This is a genomic window from Bacteroides caecigallinarum (assembly GCF_021531075.1).
Classification (GTDB): Bacteria; Bacteroidota; Bacteroidia; order Bacteroidales; family Bacteroidaceae; genus Phocaeicola; species Phocaeicola caecigallinarum_B.
Genome location: NZ_JADYTJ010000003.1, coordinates 109,207 through 121,251 on the forward strand (window position 1 = coordinate 109,207; position 12,045 = coordinate 121,251).

Consider the following 12,045-nt stretch of genomic DNA (forward strand, 5'->3'; position numbering starts at 1 on the left):
TAATTTTGTGCCTAAAACAGGACTTAATTATGTGGCTCAAACGCATTTCCATACTAAATTACAAAAACATAGAGCAGGCTGAACTCTCTTTTTCACATAAGATGAATTGTATACTAGGCCGTAACGGTATGGGTAAAACCAACCTTATGGATGCTGTATATTATTTATCGTTCTGCAAGAGTGCCACAAATCCCATTGACACACAGAACATACTTCACGACCGTGAGTTTTTTGTCGTTCAGGGTTTTTATCAGACTGATACATGCGAACCGGAAGAAGTGTACTGCGGTCTGAAACGCAAACAGAAGAAACAGTTCAAACGCAATAAGAAAGAATATACCCGTTTGTCGGACCACATAGGTCTGATACCACTTGTCATGGTTTCTCCTGCCGATTCCGTACTCATTTCAGGTGGTAGTGAGGAACGGCGCAGGTTTATCGATGTTGTGATATCACAGTTCGACCGCGAATATCTTGATGCACTTATACGCTACAACAAGGCAATGCTCCAGCGTAACACATTGTTGAAGTCCGATGTAGAACCTGAGCCGGAACTGATGAATGTATGGGAGGAAATGATGGCCTCCACCGGAGAAGTGGTGTATAGAAAACGCCGTCAGTTTATAGACGAGTTTGTAAAAGTATTCCAGTCATATTATTCATTCATATCCGAGGATATGGAGACAGTGAGTCTGGATTACGAGTCGCATGCATCGCAGGGTGATCTTTTAAGTATAATCCGCGACAGCCGTCAGCGCGATCTCATTATGGGCTATTCTCTGAAAGGAATACATAAGGATGATCTTATAATGAAATTGGGCGATTTCCCTATCAAGCGCGAAGGTTCGCAGGGTCAGAACAAAACTTATCTTATAGCGTTGAAACTGGCGCAATTCGAGTTCCTTAAACGTACCGGCAGCCGTACCACCCCGATAGTATTGCTAGACGATATTTTCGACAAGCTTGATGCCCATAGGGTAGAGCAGATAGTAAAACTTGTGGCAGGCGACAGTTTCGGTCAGATTTTCATAACCGATACCAATCGCGATCACCTGGACAAGATACTGAAAAAAATAGACGGCGACTATAAACTGTTCGAAGTAGAAAACGGTAATGTAACAGAGAGAAAGGAGACAGAAGATGAAGAGGAATAACACAGAAAAACTGGGTGATGTGATAAAGCAGCTATTACGTCAGGAAGGGCTGGAAACTCCGCTTAATCAGTACCGTCTTATTGATTCGTGGAAGGATGTGGTGGGTCCGGTTATATTCCGACATACCACAAATATATATATAAAAAATCAGACTCTGTATGTACAGCTGTCATCGTCGGTCATACGTCAGGAATTGCAGATGGGACGCGAATTATTAATAAAAAACCTGAACTCCCGTGTGGGAGCCCAGGTCATTGTTGATATTATTTTCTGCTGACATATCCGTTTTCCGTCCATACCTCATCCATTGACACGTCGTGTTCTCCATGCGGTATTTCTTCGCTTAGCTGGAACTCAAAACAGACGCCAATCTTGAATGTATTTATTTTTTTCAGGAATCGGTCGTAATATCCCTTTCCTCTGCCCAGTCTGTTTCCGTGCCTGTCGAACGATACTCCCGGTATTATTGCAGCATCAATTGAGGTAAGGTCATTGAAAACTTCTCCCTGAGGTTCCATAATCCCATAACTTCCTTTAGTCAGACATTCCTTTCCGGAGTATACTCTTAGTTCAAGGTCGTCCCCGACCACTACCGGCAGAAGGATAGTTTTCTCCTTGCACCACTTTTCCACAAAGTCGTGAGTATGTACCTCATCTGGCAGTGAGTAGTACATCAATACTGTTTTTGCGCATTTCAGTATTACGTTTTCTTCCACTTTTCCCATCACTGCCGATGATAAGGTTTTCAGTTCCTCCTCAGTGTGCTGTCTTTTTAAGTCAGCTATACGTTTTCTTATATCAGTCTTTTCTTCCATTATGCTTCTTTTTCCTTTTCTGTGTCAGGATTATTTTCCGGTGCTTTAGGAACAGACTCACCTTTTTCAAGCACTTCTACCGCTTTTATTACAGTCTTGTCTGTGTGGTTCAGGTATTTTATATATTCTTCCATGCCAAGCATGTTGTAGACTATGTTTCCATATATACCTATTTCGAAAAGTTCTTTCGATGTGATAAGCATATTGTTTCTTCTCTTCAGCCCTTTCTTTTCTGCCCATCTTGAGAAGTTCACAAGCAGGTTCTGTTTCTTCAGATAGTCCGTAAGCTCGTCGCCAGTCTTGTATTCCATTAGTTTGTTTCTGTTCTGGTCAGTATAGTCGAATGCATATCTTATTATCAGTCCCTGATTGGCTGCCATTCTGAAGTAAGAAGTCATTCCTATGGTGTCGTGCGGTACGAAAATGTCAGGCATTATACCTCCTCCTCCATAAACAGGTCTTCCCAGTCCGGTGTAGAATATCTCATCTGTATTCTGCTTGATACTGTCGGCCGAGAAGAATTCACCGTGTTCATATCTGGTCAGAATGTCCATTTCGTATTCAGCTCCGTTACCCTGTTCGTAAGGCTTTTGGATACATCTGTCCGAAGGAGTGTGATATCTGGCTATTGTCAGCCTGATGGCCGAACCGTCGCTAAATTCTATTGGTTGCTGTACCAGTCCCTTTCCAAATGAGCGTCTTCCTATGATAGTTCCTCTGTCATTGTCCTGAATGGCGCCGGCAAATATCTCACTGGCCGAAGCCGAACCCTCGTCCACCAATACTACTATAGGCAGGCTCTGGTTGCTTCCAGTACCGTTCGATGTATAGTTTTCTCTAGGATATTTTCTTCCTTCGGTATATACAATCAGTTTGTTGGCAGGAAGAAATTCGTTTACCATCTGGATGGCAGCTGCCATATATCCTCCGGTATTTCCTCTGAGGTCAACTATCAGTCCCTGCATATTTTCCTGGTTAAGTTTGGCAAGGGCAAAGAGCAGTTCAGGGTAGGTGGTTTCTCCAAATTTGTTCACCTTTACGTAACCCCATTTGCCGTCGATAAGATAGGCTGCGTCAACACTTTTAACCGGTATGTCACCTCTTATGATAGTAAAATACAGAGTCTCTGTTTCTCCCGGACGGAATATACCCAGTTTAACCTTACTTCCTTTTTCTCCTTTCAGTCTTTTCATTGCCTCGCTGTTTGTAACCTTCTTGCCTACAAACGCCGAGTCGTCCACCTCTATGATGCGGTCGCCTGCCATAAGTCCAACTTTTTCCGATGGTCCTCCCGGTATGACGCTGTTCACGTGTATTGTGTCGTCCTTTATGGTGAACTGTATACCTATTCCGCTGAAGTGTCCTTTAAGTTCGGAATTCACTTCTTCCAGTCTTTTGGCCGGGATATACGATGAATGAGGGTCAAGTTCAGAAAGTATCAACGGCATGGTTTTTTCTACCAGGTCCGTCATTTTTACGGTGTCTACATAAGAGTCGTTTACTATTCTTAGCAGTGCATTGATTTTGTTAGACGATCCTTTTATAACCCCAAGTTTGTTTCCCGAGTAAAGGTTTGTATAGAAAACTCCTATTGCTATACCTATTACTATGCCTACAGCCAGAAGTATCGGCATGAAACGTTTGTACTTATTGTCCATATATGTATAGATTTTATGTTACACAGATTTTATTCTTTGATTTCCAGAAATACCACTTCTATTCCTGCTTTCCTCAGTAGGTTAAGACCGTCTTCAAGTCTGTATTTTTCTCCGTAAACAAGTCTTTTTATTCCTGCCTGTATTATCAGCTTGGCACACTCTATGCATGGCGATGTTGTGACATACATTGTTGCCCCTTCGCTACTGTTGTTCGAACGTGCTATTTTTGTTATGGCATTGGCTTCGGCATGTAGTACGTATGGAATTGTCAGTCCGTTTTCGTCTTCACATACATTGCTGAACCCCGAAGGAGTACCGTTGTAGCCGTCCGATATAATCATCTTGTCCTTCACTATAAGTGCACCAACCTGTCTGCGCTTACAATATGAGTTCTCGGCCCATATACGCGCCATACGCATATATCTGATGTCTAATATCTCTTGTTTGTTTTCCTGTTCCATATAATAATTATCTGTGATTGAACTGTATATAAGTAGTTTTTTCCTGTGGCGCAAGCTGCATTGTCTTGCTGTCTCCCTGATAGAATTTCACATTTTTCAGCCTTGTGATGAATTCTGCATTCTTTCCGGACAGATTTATGTTGGCATTAATATTAGTTATGCTGAAACTCCTGTCTTTAGGTTCGGCGTGCCATTGGGCTGTGAATGTTCCTCCGTCTATTTCGCCCTTCATAGTTCCATCTTTCTCGAAAACCACGGTGAAAGAGTTTACTATCTTCAGGTCATTTTCATTTGTGAAAACCGGATTTCCCGGTTTATATGCCAGATTGTTCCAGTTGCAGTCTGTGTAATAGTTGTTTACACGCCATGTCCCGCTAGCAAAAATCTCGAACACATCGTCTTCCTGATTGCATCCGCAGAAAACCAGTGGCAATGCAATAAGCACAAATATATATGATATAATCTTCTTCATCAGTTTTGATATATTATTTTATACCGTTTCTTCTAAGTAACGCATCTATTCCCGGTTCCTGACCACGAAAACGCTTGTACAGAGTCATAGGATGCTCTGTCCCTCCTTTTGATAGTATATTGTCTCTGAATGACTGTGCCACTTCGCGGCTGAAAATCCCTTTTTCCTTGAAAACGGAAAAAGCATCGGCATCAAGCACTTCGGCCCATTTATAGCTGTAGTATCCGGCTGAATATCCGCCCGACATTATATGTCCGAACTGTACACTCATGCAAGTATCCTCCACCTGTGGCAGAAGCTGTGTCTTTTCCCAGGCTTTCTTTTCATATTCTTTTACATCACTGTCGAACGTTTCTTTTCTGGTATACCATGCCATGTCCAGCAGACCGAAACTTAACTGTCGCAGACATGCATATGCCACATTGAAGTTTTGCGAGTCTACTATACTCTTTATAAGGCTTTCAGGAATAGCTTCGCCTGTAATGTAATGCTGTGCAAAAGTATTCAGAAAATCCTTTTCCACAGCAAAGTTTTCCATTATTTGCGATGGCAGCTCTACAAAATCCCAATACACGTTTGTTCCGCTCATGCACTGGAATCTGGTATTTGCAAAAATGCCGTGCAATGCATGTCCGAATTCATGCAGGAATGTGTTGACTTCCGAGAATGTAAGCAGTGCAGGCTTGTCGGCAGTAGGTTTGGTAAAGTTCATTGTCACCGATACGTGTGGGCGACTGTTCGTTCCGTCGTCATCTATCCATTGCTCCTTGTAGCTTGTCATCCATGCTCCCGAACGTTTTCCTTCCCTTGGATGGAAATCTGTGTAAAGTACGGCAAGGAATGTTCCATCCATATCAAACACCTCGAAAGCCTGTACGTCAGGATGATAAACCGGTATGTCCTTGTTTTCTCGGAATGTTATTCCGTACAGTCTTGTAGCAAGTCCGAACACTCCTTCCTTAAGCTTCTCAAGTTCGAAGTATGGGCGCAGAGCTTCTTCGTCAAGGCTGTATTTCCTGTTTTTCAGTTTCTCGGCATAATATGAGAAATCCCAGGGCATCAGCATGAAGTCGTCTCCTTCAGTCTCCTTGGCCAGATGTTCAATCTCTTCTATTTCCTTGTGTGCGGTAGGCGAATAGGCATCCAGAAGGTCATTCAGAAGTTTGTATACATTTTCACTATTTTCTGCCATTCTTTTTTTCAGTACATAATCGGCATATGTATCGAAACCAAGAAGTTGTGCCAGTTCCATGCGTTTGTTCACCAGTTGCTTCACAATTTCCTTATTGTCCAGCTCGTCGCCGTGTGTACACTGAGTGTTGTATGCCATATACATCTGCTTTCTCAGTTCGCGGCAATTGCTGTATTTCATGAAAGGCACATAGCTTGGAGCATGAAGAGTGAAAATCCATCCTTCCTTGTTTTTCTCCTTTGCAGTATGAGCGGCTGCTTCTACAGCACTTTCCGGTAGCCCTTCCAATTCTGTGCTGTCCGTGATATGTAACTCAAACTTGTTTGTTTCCTTCAGATGGTTTTGCGAGAATTTCAGAGTTAGCGAACTCAATTCGGCAGACAGTTTTCTGAATATTTCCTTGTCATTATCATTCAGATTTGCTCCGTTTCTGATAAAGCCGTCATATGTCTTCTCCAGCAGACGGCTCTCTTCCGGTGTCAGTGCCAGTGAGTCTTTTTTCTCGTATACTTTTTTCACCCTTTCGAACAATATCGGGTTCAGGCTTATGTTGTTGCCATGTTCTGTCAGTTCGGGCATCAGCTTTTCTGCTATTGCGTCCAGTTCATCATTCGTTTCGGCACTCATCAGGTTGAAGAATACTGTCGTTACCCTGTCCAGTAACTTTCCCGCATGTTCCAGTGCAAGTATCGTATTCCCGAAATCAGGTTCTTCCGTATTCTCTATAATAGCCTTTATCTCTTCATCTTCCACCTTCATTCCCTCCCTTATGGCAGGTTCATAGTCGGAAATCTTTATTCTGTCGAAAGGTGTGGTGTCGTGCGGCGTGTTATATGGTTGTAAAAATGGATTTGTCATAATTTATCTTATATTTTTTATTGTCAAACAACTAAAAACTACTCCCTCACTTCCTCGATTAGTTTTGTAAGGTCGTTTATTATAATCTTTTTTCTGCTTAAAGTTATTATCCCTTTTTCCTGCAGTTCGTTCAGAGCCCTTGATACATTGATTCTTGTATCGTCAATGAGCGAAGCCATATCTTCCATTGTGATGTATAGAGTTTTTTTGCCATATGGAATGATGCATCTCAATGTGAGGAAGTTCATAAGTTTCTCCCTTGTACTTCCTATGTGCGAGTTCCATAGCTTAATGTTCGCAGTTTGTGCCCTATTGCTCACTATATTAAGATAGTTCAGGTTGAATATCTCAAATTTACAAAGGTTTGTAAGTATATAGCTTTTGTCAATATTCAGAGTCTCCACATTGTTGGCTGCTATGTACGAAGCATGATATTGGGTATGCATCCCGAAAAGTGAATAAGGCTCAATAATATAAGGGGCGCTTACTTCTTCCACTATTTTGAAGTTATAGTTGGTATCGTTTGATGTAATATTAACCTTTCCTTCAAGAATGAATATCAGACTGTTACATTTTTCCTCCTGCTGTGCAATACATTGTTTGGCATTATATTTATGAAAGCCCATTTTCACTTTCTCTATAATGCTTGTTATGTTTTCTTTTGTCAGTCCCTGGAATAACGGCAGTTCCAGTAGTGTGTCGTACATTGAAACCTTCATAATTAGTTAAATTAGCTTGGATGTAATTCCTTATTTTAACACACAAAGTTAACAATTTATTTTGTATCTGTCTTTCTGTAGGTGTGTGGTTTTTAGTATTTTTATTAATTAAGGTGTTATGTCAGCCTTAGGCTTCATATATGTTGTGTTTGTGAAAATCGGTTAATATTATTGCTCTTTTGCAGGAAGTTGTGATTTTTGTGGTTTAATATTTGGAGTTCCATTGCATAAATAAGGACTTTTTTATGTATTTTTGCGCAATAATAAATTACAAGTGAAAGATGAAAACGTTAGATGTTCAGTCTGCATTAATAACCTTTTTCGGGGCACTGGATTTGCAGCAGTTTCTTAGTGCCTTCATCGTGTTGTTTGCGGTGATAGATATTATTGGCTCAATACCAATAATCTTGGATTTGAAGCAAAAAGGTAGGCCTGTAAATGCCATAAAGGCCACTTTGATAGCGTTCGCTTTATTGCTTGGTTTCTTCTATGCAGGCGATATGATGCTCAAGCTTTTCCAGGTAGATATAGCATCGTTTGCAGTGGCTGGTGCTTTTGTTATTTTCATGATGTCTCTTGAAATGATTCTCGATATTGAGATTTTTAAGAACACCGGGCCTATAAAAGAGGCTACTTTGGTTCCTCTGGTATTCCCTTTGCTGGCAGGTGCCGGTGCTTTCACTACATTGCTTTCCTTGCGTGCCGAGTATGCTCCTATAAATATAGTATTGGCCTTGACGCTGAATATGGTTTGGGTGTTTATAGTTCTGAAGCTGACGGATGTTATAGAGCGTTTTTTGGGAAAGGGCGGTATCTATGTTATACGTAAGTTTTTCGGTATAATTCTATTAGCCATTTCGGCAAGACTTTTCACCGCGAATCTCACTTCTCTCATAGAGCAGTTTCAGGCCTTGAAATAAGTCCCGCCGTGGTACGGTTTTTTCCTTCTTCAGTTTTATGAAAAAACGCGGGCAAGTTTAAGGTAAAACTTGCCCACGTTTTAGATGGAATTTGCCCGCGTTTTGGAGAGGGTTTCTGCGGTGGCTGAAATCAGCGGTTTGGGGACACTTAGGGTCACTTATACTATATGACCCTTTATTTCAGCCTTGAAGTCTTGAAATGGAATCCGTTACTCTTTGATAATAAGCCACTTGCGACATATTTCTTAAGTGCTCTTTTTGCTGCGCATACTCCGAAGCCTGCATTCCTGACCGCTGTATCAAATTCTGAATAGGCGAATCTGGAAGGCATCCTTTTGAGTATGGGCACCCATCCTGCCTCCATGATACGGTAGTCGCACAGCACCATAACTGTCCTGACTGTCATAATCCCGCGACGTTTGACCATAGTGACTGCACCGGGTTTGCCTTCACCGGCTACAAAGCCGATCTGGGCTTCGAATATATTGTCAAGCATTTTCCATTGTTCGCGGGTGAATCTTATTGTCATAGATGGTACGCAGTACAGGAAACAGATTGCTTGATATGGTGATGACCGACAGAAGGGTGATGTTTCTGTCTCTTTTGTTCTTGCCTATGCTTAGAAGCCGGAGTATCTCTTGGGGGTGACGGTCATAAATATCGTCGTCGAAGGGTCGGCACTGTCCTTCCACAATCTCCTCTTTATTAGTTTCTTCTTCTATAACATTTTTATTATCAGGTGTTTGTGAGTATTTTTCGTGAAAATTAAGGATCATATTATTATTGTGACCCTTGTGACCCCCAATTCGTAGTTTTTTTCGCAATCGTCTCCACGGTTCCATATTGCAAATACTAAAAAGGATTAACGGTGAAGGAACTATAGTTAATCCTTTTTTATTTGTAATGAGAAATTGTGTAGATGCTAACAGTTTATTACCCGTTGGCGGAATTAAATTGATAAAAGATTTATGAATAAAAAGTTGTGCATGTTGTTGATATTTAGTAAATTAAAGGTGCCCAAACTTTTAATAGACAAATATCGTATGCACAACCTATATGCAATATTCGCAAAATTTCTGAACATATGCAAGCAAGTGTCAGGTAATTTGGTAAATGAATCAGGTAATATTCCCAGAAGAGGTGTCGTTCCACGATTTTCCGATCTTGAAGTAATCGCGTTGAATATGACTTCAGAAGCAATAGGAATTGACAGTGAATCCTTGCTGTTTGCTAAATTGCAGGAATATAGAAAAGAAATTCCCAATCTTATCTCACGCAGACAATACAATGACAGACGTAAGATAACCTCATCTCTGTGCAATGCGGTCAGGGAGAGGATTGTGAAGGAGATGGATGGAGGTGAAGACTATTTCTGTATTGACTCAAAACCAATAGAGGTCTGTCGTTTTTCCCGTTCCAAGCGTTGCGGTATGGGGAAGAAGAATTTTGAGAAAGCACCGTCAATCGGATACTGTGCGTCACAAAGAGTGTATTATTACGGATATAAACTCCACGCGGTCTGTGGATTAAGTGGAGTCATCCATTCCTTTGACCTCACCAAGGCAAGTGTGCATGACATTCATTACCTGAAGGATGTGAAAGTGGACTATAGTAATTGTACTGTCATAGGGGACAGAGGATATATAAGTGCTCAGATACAACTGGATTTGTTTGAAACGGCCAATATCAGATTGGAAGTACCATACAGAACTAACCAGAAAGAATGGAAGCCGACATTTCCAGCTTTTGCCAAAGCGAGAAAAAGAATTGAAACTCTATTCTCGCAATTGTGTGACCAGTTTATGATTATAAGAAATTATGCGAAAGATACAGACGGATTGTTTACCCGAATTGTCGGGAAGATTAGCGCACTTACAATCCTGCAATATATTAACTATAAAAATGAGAAACCCATTGGTAGAGTTAAATATGCGCTAATTTAATTCCGCCAACTAGTTAAATGTATTTATGTCCTAGAACATTGTTAAATAATAGTATTGTATTATTTTGATAAAATTTTTTGTTTATTTGTCAAAATCTTTATGTTTAGTTAATAAAAGGAGGAGAAATGTTTTGGAATTATAAAATAATACAATAGATTTGCTAGTGATAAAGAAAATAATATGAGTATTTATATAATTATAAATTATAAAATAATTAAAGGTAAATATTTATATTTGTTTCTTTAATGGAGATTTTTGTATAAAACTAATTTTTAAAATTTATTCTATTATGAAAACATTAAAAACTTTGCTTTCTGTAGCCTTTTTGGCTGTAGCTACATCTATGTCTGCATCTAACATTGTTGAAAATGCGTCTGTTGCTCCGGCAAGCGATAGTAATGCGGGTTGGTCAAAGGCATTTATTACTTATCATGCGTCAAGTTTGAAATGGGGAGGGGAAAGTAGTGGTTTTCCAGGATTTTCTCTAGGATGGGTTAAAGGAATGAGTATTACAAATAATATGCCTTTGTTTGTAGAGGCGGGTGCTGCTTTGGAATATCGTAGTGATAAGGAAGACGATGATTTGCTTAATATGATGTCTATTAATATACCAGTCAATTTGGTATATAAATATGATATCAGTGAAGATATGGCTATTAAGCCGCTTATCGGTATTGATTTGAGACTTAATATGTTTGGAAAATTGAAGAGTGGTGGTGAGAGTGTTTCTATATTCAGTGAAGATGATATGGGCCCTATGAAGTTCGGTCGTTTCCAGGCTGGATGGCATCTTGGTTTGGGATTTACCTATTCGCAGTTTGAAGTTGGCTTAACTTATGGTCAGGACTTTAATGAAATTGTGGAAGAAGGTAGAATTGCTAATACTGTAATTTCTTTGGGATATAATTTCTAAATACAATATTTTAATTAAGGGCACGTTTTTTTAAGTGTGCCCTTTGTGTTCATTTCACTTAAAAAGGAGGTTTTTAAGAATAAACTGTTTTCTTCTTTGCCGTTTCTGATGTTGGCTTTCGTTTTGTTAGTAACATCTTGCAATAAGGATGATGCTGACGGTGGTAGTTTGGATACTCCAAAATATGAATCGGTCAGCGCTAAATATGAAATCTTGTCCGATCATTCACCGTATAAAAGTATAGAACTGGGTGCAAGTGGCGATTATATAGTAATAACATCCGATTACTACTCTGCAATGTCCAGATCATCTTCTTTATCGAAAAAAGGTGTGTTTGGTAATTGGGGTGTACCTCAAAGTAGAGCTACCAATTATGATGGTGTAATTTATGGAAGTTATAAACAACTTAGCAATGGCGACTTTGATCTTGAAGGCTTTGGTGTTATCAAAGTGGTTTATGGTGATAATGATAATGTAGAAGCATTGTCTATTACTCCAGATGAAGGTGAGGAAATGCAATTCGATGTTGAAAAGGTAGAGGTGATGGACGATGATGGTCTGACTAATTCGCTTTGCAGAACATGGCTGTTCGAAAAGATCAGGGTTGTTGCATATCTTGATGGTAAGAAAGTTCTTGATGAATATGTAGATAATGGAGATTTAGAATATTTCGATGTTGAAATTTCTGAAGTCCTATTCTCTAAATCAGGAACATATATGGTGATATATGGTGATGAAGCATTGGGTGTTGCATCATGGAAATGGAAAGATATGGATGACAAGATGCTGTATTATTCATGGGATGGTGAATGGTATGACGATTGTACCGTACAAATATCTTTTGAGGGCAATTCTTTAGTATTCTATGAGGAAACAGATGATTTTGGAGAATTCGAGGAATTTGATAAAATAGAGATGTATATATATCTGAAAGAAAAAT

General features: G+C 40.0%; 14 protein-coding genes. 6 read left to right on the top strand and 8 right to left on the bottom strand.

Translation table 11 applies throughout. The features are described 5' to 3' along the window. The first annotated feature begins 29 nt into the window (after positions 1–29). Positions 30–1,154, top strand: a complete 1,125-nt coding sequence (gene recF / locus I6E11_RS01790) for a DNA replication/repair protein RecF (RefSeq protein WP_235336113.1) — start codon at positions 30–32, stop codon at positions 1,152–1,154. After that, positions 1,141–1,431, top strand: a complete 291-nt coding sequence (locus tag I6E11_RS01795) for a DciA family protein (protein ID WP_235336114.1) — start codon at positions 1,141–1,143, stop codon at positions 1,429–1,431. Before recF ends, I6E11_RS01795 begins: the two co-directional genes overlap by 14 nt. Here the strand turns inward: I6E11_RS01795 and I6E11_RS01800 are convergent. From I6E11_RS01800 to I6E11_RS01825, 6 genes are read right to left on the bottom strand one after another with little or no spacing between them, the layout of a single operon-like run. Further along, positions 1,418–1,969, bottom strand: a complete 552-nt coding sequence (locus I6E11_RS01800; RefSeq protein WP_235336115.1) for a 5-formyltetrahydrofolate cyclo-ligase — start codon at positions 1,967–1,969, stop codon at positions 1,418–1,420. The genes I6E11_RS01795 and I6E11_RS01800 overlap by 14 nt on opposite strands. After that, complete coding sequence (locus I6E11_RS01805) at positions 1,969–3,627, bottom strand: S41 family peptidase (protein ID WP_235336116.1); 1,659 nt, start codon at positions 3,625–3,627, stop codon at positions 1,969–1,971. Before I6E11_RS01805 ends, I6E11_RS01800 begins: the two co-directional genes overlap by 1 nt. A 29-nt stretch (positions 3,628–3,656) precedes the next feature. Beyond that, positions 3,657–4,088, bottom strand: coding sequence for a deoxycytidylate deaminase (locus I6E11_RS01810; protein WP_235336117.1), 432 nt, complete (start codon positions 4,086–4,088; stop codon positions 3,657–3,659). Between the two features lie 7 nt (positions 4,089–4,095). Further along, positions 4,096–4,560, bottom strand: coding sequence for a DUF4847 family protein (locus I6E11_RS01815; protein ID WP_235336118.1), 465 nt, complete (start codon positions 4,558–4,560; stop codon positions 4,096–4,098). A 13-nt stretch (positions 4,561–4,573) separates the two neighbouring features. Then, positions 4,574–6,610 carry a M3 family metallopeptidase gene (locus tag I6E11_RS01820; protein ID WP_235336119.1) on the bottom strand — a complete coding sequence of 679 codons (2,037 nt, stop codon included), beginning with the start codon at positions 6,608–6,610 and terminating at the stop codon, positions 4,574–4,576. Positions 6,611–6,648: 38 nt separating this feature from the next. Beyond that, the gene (locus tag I6E11_RS01825; RefSeq protein WP_235336120.1) at positions 6,649–7,329 is read right to left on the bottom strand and encodes a Crp/Fnr family transcriptional regulator; all 681 of its coding nucleotides are present in this window, start codon (positions 7,327–7,329) and stop codon (positions 6,649–6,651) included. A gap of 281 nt (positions 7,330–7,610) precedes the next feature. Here I6E11_RS01825 and I6E11_RS01830 point away from each other — a divergent pair, with 281 nt between their 5' ends. Further along, positions 7,611–8,249: a MarC family protein gene (locus I6E11_RS01830; protein WP_235336121.1), complete on the top strand. Its 639-nt coding sequence runs from the start codon at positions 7,611–7,613 to the stop codon at positions 8,247–8,249. 175 nt (positions 8,250–8,424) lie between these two features. Here the strand turns inward: I6E11_RS01830 and I6E11_RS01835 are convergent, their stop codons facing one another. Together I6E11_RS01835 and I6E11_RS01840 are read right to left on the bottom strand one after the other, a co-directional pair. Continuing rightward, positions 8,425–8,778, bottom strand: a complete 354-nt coding sequence (locus I6E11_RS01835; protein ID WP_235336122.1) for a hypothetical protein — start codon at positions 8,776–8,778, stop codon at positions 8,425–8,427. Next, complete coding sequence (locus I6E11_RS01840; RefSeq protein ID WP_235336123.1) at positions 8,738–9,025, bottom strand: hypothetical protein; 288 nt, start codon at positions 9,023–9,025, stop codon at positions 8,738–8,740. Before I6E11_RS01840 ends, I6E11_RS01835 begins: the two co-directional genes overlap by 41 nt. A 192-nt stretch (positions 9,026–9,217) precedes the next feature. On the opposite strand from I6E11_RS01840, the gene I6E11_RS01845 reads away from it, so the two are divergent. The 3 genes from I6E11_RS01845 to I6E11_RS01855 form a co-directional block, all read left to right on the top strand. After that, positions 9,218–10,192: an IS982 family transposase gene (locus tag I6E11_RS01845; protein WP_235336124.1), complete on the top strand. Its 975-nt coding sequence runs from the start codon at positions 9,218–9,220 to the stop codon at positions 10,190–10,192. A gap of 289 nt (positions 10,193–10,481) precedes the next feature. Further along, positions 10,482–11,105 (top strand): outer membrane beta-barrel protein, encoded by a 624-nt coding sequence (locus I6E11_RS01850; RefSeq protein WP_235336125.1) that lies wholly within the window; start codon positions 10,482–10,484, stop codon positions 11,103–11,105. 96 nt (positions 11,106–11,201) lie between these two features. Continuing rightward, positions 11,202–12,045: hypothetical protein (locus I6E11_RS01855; protein WP_235336126.1), on the top strand; the 844-nt coding region annotated here is incomplete at its 3' end.

What these genes read in the sequence shown, in the direction of transcription:
- recF (WP_235336113.1), top strand. Translation starts at nt 30, where the DNA reads ATGTGGCTCAAACGCATTTCCATACTAAATTACAAAAACATAGAGCAG.
- I6E11_RS01805 (WP_235336116.1), bottom strand. Translation starts at nt 3,627, where the DNA reads ATGGACAATAAGTACAAACGTTTCATGCCGATACTTCTGGCTGTAGGC.
- I6E11_RS01795 (WP_235336114.1), top strand. Translation starts at nt 1,141, where the DNA reads ATGAAGAGGAATAACACAGAAAAACTGGGTGATGTGATAAAGCAGCTA.
- I6E11_RS01850 (WP_235336125.1), top strand. Translation starts at nt 10,482, where the DNA reads ATGAAAACATTAAAAACTTTGCTTTCTGTAGCCTTTTTGGCTGTAGCT.
- I6E11_RS01800 (WP_235336115.1), bottom strand. Translation starts at nt 1,969, where the DNA reads ATGGAAGAAAAGACTGATATAAGAAAACGTATAGCTGACTTAAAAAGA.
- I6E11_RS01840 (WP_235336123.1), bottom strand. Translation starts at nt 9,025, where the DNA reads ATGATCCTTAATTTTCACGAAAAATACTCACAAACACCTGATAATAAA.
- I6E11_RS01835 (WP_235336122.1), bottom strand. Translation starts at nt 8,778, where the DNA reads ATGACAATAAGATTCACCCGCGAACAATGGAAAATGCTTGACAATATA.
- I6E11_RS01810 (WP_235336117.1), bottom strand. Translation starts at nt 4,088, where the DNA reads ATGGAACAGGAAAACAAACAAGAGATATTAGACATCAGATATATGCGT.
- I6E11_RS01825 (WP_235336120.1), bottom strand. Translation starts at nt 7,329, where the DNA reads ATGAAGGTTTCAATGTACGACACACTACTGGAACTGCCGTTATTCCAG.
- I6E11_RS01830 (WP_235336121.1), top strand. Translation starts at nt 7,611, where the DNA reads ATGAAAACGTTAGATGTTCAGTCTGCATTAATAACCTTTTTCGGGGCA.
- I6E11_RS01815 (WP_235336118.1), bottom strand. Translation starts at nt 4,560, where the DNA reads ATGAAGAAGATTATATCATATATATTTGTGCTTATTGCATTGCCACTG.
- I6E11_RS01820 (WP_235336119.1), bottom strand. Translation starts at nt 6,610, where the DNA reads ATGACAAATCCATTTTTACAACCATATAACACGCCGCACGACACCACA.
- I6E11_RS01845 (WP_235336124.1), top strand. Translation starts at nt 9,218, where the DNA reads ATGAATAAAAAGTTGTGCATGTTGTTGATATTTAGTAAATTAAAGGTG.